Annotated in this window: 5 protein-coding genes, 2 tRNA genes and 2 rRNA genes; all 9 read left to right on the top strand. The window is 41.6% G+C overall.

Annotated features, from left to right (window positions below; translation table 11 throughout):
- The first annotated feature begins 60 nt into the window (after nt 1–60).
- Nucleotides 61–177 (top strand): 5S ribosomal RNA (gene rrf / locus ACYQ03_RS01350).
- Between the two features lie 10 nt (nt 178–187).
- Nucleotides 188–262, top strand: a tRNA-Asn gene (locus ACYQ03_RS01345).
- A 183-nt stretch (nt 263–445) separates the two neighbouring features.
- Nucleotides 446–562: ribosomal RNA gene (rrf, locus tag ACYQ03_RS01340) — 5S ribosomal RNA — on the top strand.
- Nucleotides 563–572: 10 nt separating this feature from the next.
- Nucleotides 573–647 (top strand) — tRNA-Asn (locus ACYQ03_RS01335).
- Nucleotides 648–987: 340 nt separating this feature from the next.
- Nucleotides 988–1,449: a CtsR family transcriptional regulator gene (locus ACYQ03_RS01330; protein WP_459907082.1), complete on the top strand. Its 462-nt coding sequence runs from the start codon at nt 988–990 to the stop codon at nt 1,447–1,449.
- Between the two features lie 13 nt (nt 1,450–1,462).
- Nucleotides 1,463–1,975 (top strand): UvrB/UvrC motif-containing protein, encoded by a 513-nt coding sequence (locus tag ACYQ03_RS01325; protein ID WP_459907081.1) that lies wholly within the window; start codon nt 1,463–1,465, stop codon nt 1,973–1,975.
- 12 nt (nt 1,976–1,987) lie between these two features.
- Nucleotides 1,988–3,067, top strand: coding sequence for a protein arginine kinase (locus ACYQ03_RS01320; RefSeq protein ID WP_459907079.1), 1,080 nt, complete (start codon nt 1,988–1,990; stop codon nt 3,065–3,067).
- A gap of 11 nt (nt 3,068–3,078) precedes the next feature.
- Entirely contained in the window at nt 3,079–5,526 is a 2,448-nt protein-coding gene (locus tag ACYQ03_RS01315; protein WP_459907077.1) for an ATP-dependent Clp protease ATP-binding subunit, read from the top strand.
- Nucleotides 5,527–6,010: 484 nt separating this feature from the next.
- A complete protein-coding gene (radA, locus tag ACYQ03_RS01310; protein WP_459907076.1) occupies nt 6,011–7,360 on the top strand; it encodes a DNA repair protein RadA in 1,350 nt (449 codons plus the stop codon).
- Nucleotides 7,361–7,369 lie beyond the last annotated feature (9 nt).

Raw genomic sequence — 7,369 nt, 5'->3', positions numbered from 1 at the left:
CCATGGCGCAAGGCCCAAGGCTCATGGCCACCCTGAAGAACTACCCAATAGTATAAAGTTTCTGGTGGCGATACCGGAGGGGGTACACCTGTTCCCATCCCGAACACAGCAGTTAAGCCCTCCAGGGCCGATGGTACTTGGAGCTAGCGCTCCTGGGAGAGTAGGTCGTCGCCAGAGTAATTAATAATCCTCGATAGCTCAATGGTGGAGCAACCGGCTGTTAACCGGTAGGTTGCTGGTTCGAGTCCAGCTCGGGGAGCCAGAAATTAACCTTTAGTCAGTAGCTATTAGCCATTGGCTAGGTTAGAAATAAATCGATGAACTTACTTTAACGCTGTTTAGTTTTCAGAGAACACAAAGGTTTGTTAAGAGGGGAAAGCTCTAATAAGCTAAAGGCTAACAGCTAATGGCTAGACCCGAAAGAATTACCCAATAGTATAAAGTTTCTGGTGGCGATACCGGAGGGGGTACACCTGTTCCCATCCCGAACACAGCAGTTAAGCCCTCCAGGGCCGATGGTACTTGGAGCTAGCGCTCCTGGGAGAGTAGGTCGTCGCCAGAATTATTAATAATCCTCGATAGCTCAATGGTGGAGCAACCGGCTGTTAACCGGTAGGTTGCTGGTTCGAGTCCAGCTCGGGGAGCCAACGAAAACCTCTGCAAGATGCAGGGGTTTTTTTGTATGCTAATAAGTATTAAATGATAATATTTAATGTAAAATAATAAAATTAATAGTCATCCTTAATAAAATAAGGGTATTGGCTAAATTAGGCTAAAATTTGCGGATTTAACCTGTTGCATCAATCTAAAGTATTATTTTAGAATACAATTAAAGTCAAGGTCAGGCAAAGTCTAAATGGATTAGATGTTTGTATAGATAAAGGGTTTATTGTCTAATAATAAGGTAAACAATAAATAATGTTAAGGTCAAGGTTAAGCAAGGTCAAAAATTAAGTCTTCAATTATCTTGCGAGGTGAACATAGGAAATGCCTAGTATCTCAGAGTTGATCGAAAAATACATTAAAAAACTGATCCAAGACAGCTCTTATGATTATATTGAACTTCAGAGAAATGAATTAGCTGCCCAGTTTAATTGTGTGCCATCTCAAATTAATTATGTCCTCTCTACTAGATTTACCAGCGAGAATGGTTATATTGTGGAAAGTCGCAGGGGTGGTGGTGGGTTCATAAAGATTATTAAAATACCTTTAGATCGACATGATGACCCTGCGGCTCAAATCTATCGTTTAGTGGGGGACAATATTAATCAATCTCAGGCAGATAAAATTATCAAAAGATTGTTAGAAGAAAAGTTTATTACTTATCGGGAAGCCCGAATATTTAGAGCAGTAATCGATAGGAATACCTTGTCAATTGAGTTACCCTGGCGGGATAACTTAAGGGCTCAATTGCTTAGAGCTATGCTGGGAGCAATATTTAGGGATTAAGGAGGGTCAAATTATGCTATGTGATCGGTGTCAACAAAGACCTGCGGAGGTTCACTTTACACAAATAGTTAACAATACTAAGAAACAAATGAATTTATGTTCTGCCTGTGCATCAGAGCTTCAGGCTGAGAGTTTTGGGTTTTCACCCCAACTAAACCTGCATGATTTTTTAGCAGGCTTAATTAACCATCATTTTACAGGTTCTAGTATTAAGGCTAATGCTATGCCCCAAATACATTGTGAAAAATGTGGCTCCTCAGAAAACCAAGTTGCAAAGAGTGGTTTATTTGGTTGCAGTGAATGCTACAGTCGATTTGGGGAGAGAGTAAGACCTTTACTGAAAAGAATACATGGTAGTAGTGCCCATACTGGCAAGGTACCTAAGAGAACAGGTGGAACTGCACTAATAACTAAGGAAATAAGAGTATTAAAGAGTCAACTACAGGAAGCTATTAGCATAGAAGAATTTGAAAAAGCGGCTAGTATTCGTGATCGTATTAAAGAACTTGAACAGAAACTCCAATAGGGGGGAGAAGATATGTCGTTAAAGGAAACAGTTAGTAGTCCATATAGTAAGTGGCTAGAGGCTTCAGGACCGGAAAATGACGTTATTATTAGTAGCAGAGTTCGATTAGCGAGGAATCTATCAGGTTATCCATTTCCACATTTATTAGGCCATGATAATGCAGACAAAATAATCTATGCTGTACAGTCCGCCATCGGTCAAAATGCTATGCAGGAAGAAGTGGGGAAATTGGAATTATCTCGTATGACAGAATTATCCCCCACGGAGAGACAAATACTAGTGGAGAAACATCTAATTAGCCCGGATATGCTTGATAAGCCCGAAAAAAGGGGAGTTGTTCTGCGAGATGATGAAGTGATTAGTGTGATGGTGAATGAAGAGGATCATTTACGTATTCAATGTTTACTTCCCGGCCTACAACTTAAAGAATGCTGGGATTTAGCAAATACAGTGGATGATGGCTTTGAACAAATCTTGGATTTTGCTTTTTCTGAGGAACAAGGCTATTTGACTTCGTGTCCAACAAATGTTGGAACTGGGCTAAGGGCTTCAATCATGTTGCATCTACCAGCATTAGTCATGACGCAACAAATAAATGCTATATTAACCACTCTATCAAAACTTGGTTTAACAGTGCGAGGACTATATGGAGAAGGAACCCAGGCCACAGGCAATTTATTTCAGGTGTCAAATCAGGTAACTCTTGGTTTGCCCGAAGAGGAAATCATTGACAGCTTAATTACGGTGGCTTTACAGTTAGTAACCCAAGAAAGGGCAGCCAGAAGGGCCCTCCATCAAGAGCAAAAATCTCATATAGAAGACAAAGTATGGCGAGCCTATGGTTTACTTAAATATGCACGAATCTTAACCTCAAATGAAACCATGTCTTTGTTATCAAATTTAAGGTTAGGGGTTGATCTAGGTATTCTTCCTAATATCCCGCCTGGCCTTATTATGGAACTCATTATTATGAGTAGACCAGCTTTTTTAAGTAAACTAAAGGGTACAGATTTAAATACCTATCAGAGAGATACCTATAGAGCTACCTTAATTCGGGAACGACTAAACGTATTGTCAGATCAAGATGAATAGGAGGTAAGAGTATGTTTCAAAGATTTACCGAAAGGGCACAAAAGGTACTTGTATTAGCTCAAGAAGAAGCTCGTAGATTTAAGTACCCTTATATTGGTACTGAGCATATCTTACTAGGTCTTATAAGAGAGGGTGAAGGCATAGCAGCTCGGGCCCTTGGTAATATGAATATCAACGCAGATAAAGTAAAGGCTGCTGTAGAGCAGATGGTAGAAATGGGAGATCAACCGGTACCCGGGGATATTCCACCCACACCTAGGGCAAAGAGGGTATTGGAATTGGCAGTGGAAGAGTCACGCCTTATGGGACATAACTATGTTGGTACTGAGCACTTATTGTTAGGTCTAATCAGAGAGGGAGAGGGTGTTGCGGCCCAAGTACTAATCTCTTTGGGAGCAGACTTAGAAAAAGTTCGTCAGCAGGTTATTAACATGATAGGGGGAACTCCGGGTGGAAATCAACCTTCCGGGGGAAATGGTCAAAACTGCCCAGCAGGAGGATGTAAAACAGCCAGTTTGGATCAATTTAGTCGTGATTTAACGAACTTAGCTAAAGAAGATAAATTAGATCCGGTGGTAGGAAGAGCAAAGGAAATTGAACGAGTTATTCAAGTTCTTTCCCGACGTACAAAAAATAACCCAGTTCTAATTGGTGAACCAGGAGTTGGTAAAACTGCAATTGCTGAAGGACTGGCGCAACGTATTATTGCTGGTAATGTACCAGAAATTTTAATCAACCGTAGGGTAGTTACACTTGACCTAGCTGGTATGGTGGCTGGTACCAAATATCGAGGTGAGTTTGAAGATCGATTGAAAAAAATCATGGAAGAAATCCGGCAAGCTGGCAACATTATCGTTTTTATCGATGAACTCCACACATTAATTGGTGCCGGTGCAGCTGAAGGTGCAATAGATGCAGCTAATATATTAAAACCAGCCTTGGCGAGAGGTGAAATACAGACAATTGGTGCAACGACACTGGATGAATATCGTAAGTATATTGAAAAGGATGCAGCACTGGAAAGACGTTTCCAACCCATCCAAGTTGATGAGCCTACTGTGGAAGAAACCCTGCAAATACTAAAGGGTATTCGTGATAAATATGAAGCACATCATCGTGTAAGTATTACAGACGAAGCATTGGAAGCTGCAGCTAAATTATCAGATCGTTATATTACGGACCGTTTCTTGCCCGATAAGGCCATAGATTTAATTGATGAATCTGCTTCCCGTGTGCGGATTAAGGCTTTTACAGCACCACCCGATTTAAAGGATAAAGAAAAAATTCTTGAGGAGATTCGCAAAGAAAAAGAGGCAGCCATTAATAACCAAGAATTTGAAAAGGCGGCGGAGCTGAGAGATCGTGAACAGACCTTGTTAATGGAAATTAATCAAGCCCGTGACAATTGGAACCAAACAAAGGGTGGCGATAATCTGGTTGTTTCTGAAGAAGATATTGCACATATTGTTTCCAGTTGGACCGGGATTCCGGTGCAGAAAATGGCCCAGGAAGAAACTGAAAAACTATTAAATCTTGAAGAAGTCCTTCACCAGAGGGTAGTTGGACAGGATGATGCAGTACAGGCTGTTTCGCGAGCCGTGCGTAGAGCTAGAGCGGGATTAAAGGATCCTAAGCGACCAGTTGGCTCCTTTATCTTCCTTGGGCCCACAGGTGTTGGTAAAACTGAATTGGCGAGGGCTCTGGCCGAGGCACTCTTTGGAGATGAGGATGCTTTAGTTCGTATAGATATGTCTGAATATATGGAAAAACATGCTGTTTCTCGATTGGTAGGTGCACCTCCTGGTTATGTTGGTTACGATGAGGGGGGTCAATTAACCGAAGCTGTCCGAAGGAAGCCTTATTCAGTAGTATTACTGGATGAAATTGAAAAAGCACACCCTGATGTATTTAATATATTGCTACAAGTTTTGGAGGATGGAAGACTCACAGATTCCAAGGGGCGTGTGGTTGATTTTCGCAACACAGTAATCATTATGACTTCGAATGTTGGCTTGTCCACAATAAAATCTGTGGGTAAGGTAGGCTTTGCCGCAAATTCTGAGCAGTCTCAGGCGGATTATGAGAAAATGAAGGAACGGGTAGAAGAAGGTTTGAAACGGACTTTCCGGCCTGAATTCCTAAATCGTATTGATGAAACCATTGTATTCCACACCTTAAGTAGAGAACATATTCAGCAAATTGTTGGTCTTATGTTAAAGGAAGTAGCAGGCCGGCTGGAAGAGCATGAAGTATACTTATCCTTTGATGATGCAGCTATGGCAGTCTTAGGCAAAGTAGGCTTTAGTGAAGAATTCGGTGCACGCCCATTACGTAGAGAAATTCAGCGTAGGGTAGAGGATAGGTTGTCAGAGGAGTTAATAAAAGGTACTTTTAAGAAAGGTGATCGAGTGGTTATCGGTGCTTCCGATGATCAAATCACAGTAACAAAAGAACAATAATCTTAGAAAAGAGGTAGTTCGTAGGGACTACCTCTTTTAGTCATTAGCTTTTAACCATTAGTCATTAGATATTTTTGTTGCATTCCCCCTAAAAGTCTGCCAAAAGGCTAGGATTAAGATTTGCAAAAAATACTTGACAGCTGTTAGTAAAGTCTCAAAATTAAGCTAACAGCTAACAGCTAACAGCTAACAGCTAACAGCTAACAGCTAACAGCTAACAGCTAACAGCTAACAGCTAACAGCTAACAGCTAACAGCTAACAGCTAACAGCTAACAGCTAACAGCTAACAGCTAACAGCTAACAGCTAACAGCTAACAGCTAACAGCTAACAATATTCCGACTAGTTCAGCAATAACAATAAGCTACTTACATATAGTGGCAATATTTTTAGCGAAGTGGCAGGAATTTATAAAATAGGCAGCGAAAGTCAAGGCGTGTAGATTTACCAAATAAACAAATTAATATTGTTCGGGGGTTTATTTGTTGCGGAACAAAACAACCTATACCTGTCAAAGTTGTGGTCACAAAAGTGCAAGGTGGTTAGGAAAATGTCCTGGCTGCGGCCAATGGAATACTCTGGTAGAAGAAAGGGCAGCTATTGAGAATAATAAAGTACGGGGAATATCAGGTCAGGCTCCTGTACCGGTAACTGAAGTTGTCACTACTGAAGAAGAAAGGTATTCTACGGGACTACAGGAACTGGATAGAGTGCTAGGAGGGGGATTAGTTCCCGGCTCATTGGTTTTGGTCGGCGGTGATCCAGGTATTGGCAAATCAACTCTACTTTTACAGGCTGCATCTGCCATAGCAGGGGGCATTGGGAAGGTTCTGTATGTATCTGGGGAGGAATCTGTACGTCAAATAAAGATGCGGGCTCAACGTATTGGAACACTACACAGCAACTTATTTTTAATGGCTGAAACAGATATGTCTGTGGTTGAAAGGTTTATTAAAGAAAATGTCTTTTCAGCAGTAATTTTGGATTCTATCCAAACGGTATATCATCCAGAACTTTCATCTGCACCGGGAAGTGTCTCACAGGTAAGAGAATGTACTGGCATGTTGATGAAATTGGCCAAGGGTAGTGGAGTTCCTATTTTTGTTGTAGGTCATGTGACTAAGGAAGGAGCCCTAGCTGGGCCCAGAGTGCTCGAGCATATGGTGGATACGGTATTGTATTTTGAAGGAGATAGACACCAAGCCTATCGTATTTTACGTACAGTTAAGAATCGGTTTGGGTCCACCAATGAACTAGGGATTTTTGAAATGAGGGGTGTGGGATTAGTAGAAGTATTAAATCCTTCGGAACTGTTTATGAACCAACGAGCCCATAGTATAGCAGGCTCCTCCATTGTATCAAGCCTAGAGGGAACCAGACCTTTGCTAGTAGAGATTCAAGCGCTGGTATGTCCCAGTGGGTTTGGAACACCTCGAAGAATGACAACAGGCGTGGACTATAACCGAGTAGCCTTAATTATGGCGGTTTTAGAAAGGCGAGTGGGTCTTCGACTATCTTCGTATGATGCCTATGTCAGTGCCGTGGGTGGTGTAAAATTAGATGAACCGGCTGCTGATTTAGCAATAGCATTAGCTATTTCATCTAGTTTTAAAGAACAACCAGTATTGGATAGGCTGGTTCTGTTGGGAGAAGTAGGACTAACTGGAGAGGTTAGAACAGTTGCAGGTATGGAAAAGAGGTTACAAGAAGCTGCTAAGCTAGGGTTCAAAATGTGTATCGGACCTAAAGACAAACAAATACAAGCTATGGGTATAATAGATTATATAGGAGTGCAATCAATTCACGAGGCAGTGGAAGCCGCCATCGGGCGGTAAGGGGTGAGA

Source organism: Desulfotomaculum defluvii, assembly GCF_054657375.1.
Note: the sequence above shows the minus strand (reverse complement) of the source record. Positions and strands in the feature narration are given on the sequence as shown.

What these genes read in the sequence shown, in the direction of transcription:
- ACYQ03_RS01320 (WP_459907079.1), top strand. Translation starts at nt 1,988, where the DNA reads ATGTCGTTAAAGGAAACAGTTAGTAGTCCATATAGTAAGTGGCTAGAG.
- ACYQ03_RS01315 (WP_459907077.1), top strand. Translation starts at nt 3,079, where the DNA reads ATGTTTCAAAGATTTACCGAAAGGGCACAAAAGGTACTTGTATTAGCT.
- ACYQ03_RS01330 (WP_459907082.1), top strand. Translation starts at nt 988, where the DNA reads ATGCCTAGTATCTCAGAGTTGATCGAAAAATACATTAAAAAACTGATC.
- ACYQ03_RS01325 (WP_459907081.1), top strand. Translation starts at nt 1,463, where the DNA reads ATGCTATGTGATCGGTGTCAACAAAGACCTGCGGAGGTTCACTTTACA.